We start from the raw sequence: 1194 nt of genomic DNA, 5'->3' as shown, positions 1-1194 counted from the left end.
GCACAAAGATTTCATAACTATATGATTTTAAAAGTTTTGATTATTTTTTGATCCAAAATTAAATTTATTTAAATCAGATGCTTACATATTTATGCAACAAAGCCATTCAATGGTTAAATCTTGTGGGCCATTAAAATAAATAACTTGTGTTTCTGCAGGTGCATTACTTTGTACTTTTTCTTGGCTCACTTCATTATTTAAATTTGAGTTACATCCCATTAAACCGAATGCAAGTAATGTTGCCCCTAAAATATATTTCATTTTTGTACCTTTTCTAAAAAATTGAAGCAAACTTATACTAATGACTTTAACTTTTGATAAAAAGATGGAATTACACTTTTATACTAAATTTTACTGAAAGTAATGAAGCTAAAGTTGACTAAATAAATCAGGAATTGTCTTCTTTAAAAATTAATGCAAAAAAATATAGCAATATATGTTTCTTTAAATAAAACCTACATACACTCACATTCCTTGATCTTGAATTATTGTACGCTCATGTCATCTTAATTTTTGAATTTCAGCTATGAGTAAAAATAAAATGTACGATGCTCAGGTTTTACAGCAACAATATGAGCAATGGCATGATTTACATCGACAGATGCGAGAAGCGCAGCAAAAATGGCAAGCTGCAGAAAAGCTCTGGCAAGAATTACAGGCCTATTATCAAAGTGAACAATGGCTTGAGGACTATGAAAATGCGCCTGAACTTAGCTGCCGCGAAGGGGAATATTCTATATTATCGCAAGATACGCTATGGAATGCTTTAGAAGAGCGTCGCCAACAGGCAATTGATTGGATGAAACTGAGTTTAAGTGTGATTGAGAATTAAACTTAATCCAAACTTACATCTAATTTATTTTGATCAATAAAACTATCATCACAGTTTTATTCAGTAAATTTACTGTGAACCGTACCGGGTTTGTCGGAGACCAACTTTCTTGAGAGAATGTTCCAATGACAAAACCAAAATATACCCCTGAAATCAGAGAAAGAGCGGTTCAATTATTGATTGAATCTGAAAAAGATTATCCTTCTACTTGGGCTGCAATCACAGCTATTGCACCTGAGCAGCATGCTGCGCAAGGGTTGTACTCCTGAAACATTGCGTGTTTGGTATTTAAAGCATATGGATCAACTAAATCCTGCCAAAGTACAACAGATATCTGACCAAGAAAAAATGAAGCAAATGGA

The 1194-nt window shown here is 32.9% G+C and carries 2 protein-coding genes and 1 pseudogene; 2 read left to right on the top strand and 1 reads right to left on the bottom strand.

All coding sequences use genetic code 11. The features are described 5' to 3' along the window. Positions 1–81: 81 nt before the first annotated feature. A complete protein-coding gene (locus HYG89_RS10480; RefSeq protein ID WP_178867395.1) occupies positions 82–261 on the bottom strand; it encodes a hypothetical protein in 180 nt (59 codons plus the stop codon). A gap of 265 nt (positions 262–526) precedes the next feature. Between HYG89_RS10480 and HYG89_RS10475 the strand changes: the two genes are divergently transcribed. Beyond that, the gene (locus HYG89_RS10475; protein ID WP_096901595.1) at positions 527–832 is read left to right on the top strand and encodes a DUF4298 domain-containing protein; all 306 of its coding nucleotides are present in this window, start codon (positions 527–529) and stop codon (positions 830–832) included. A 125-nt stretch (positions 833–957) separates the two neighbouring features. Then, positions 958–1194 (top strand): annotated as a pseudogene (locus tag HYG89_RS10470) (IS3 family transposase); the annotation flags it as partial.

This window comes from Acinetobacter sp. SwsAc5, assembly GCF_013391485.1.
Lineage (GTDB): Bacteria > Pseudomonadota > Gammaproteobacteria > Pseudomonadales > Moraxellaceae > Acinetobacter > Acinetobacter towneri.
This window is presented reverse-complemented; position numbering and strand designations above follow the sequence as displayed.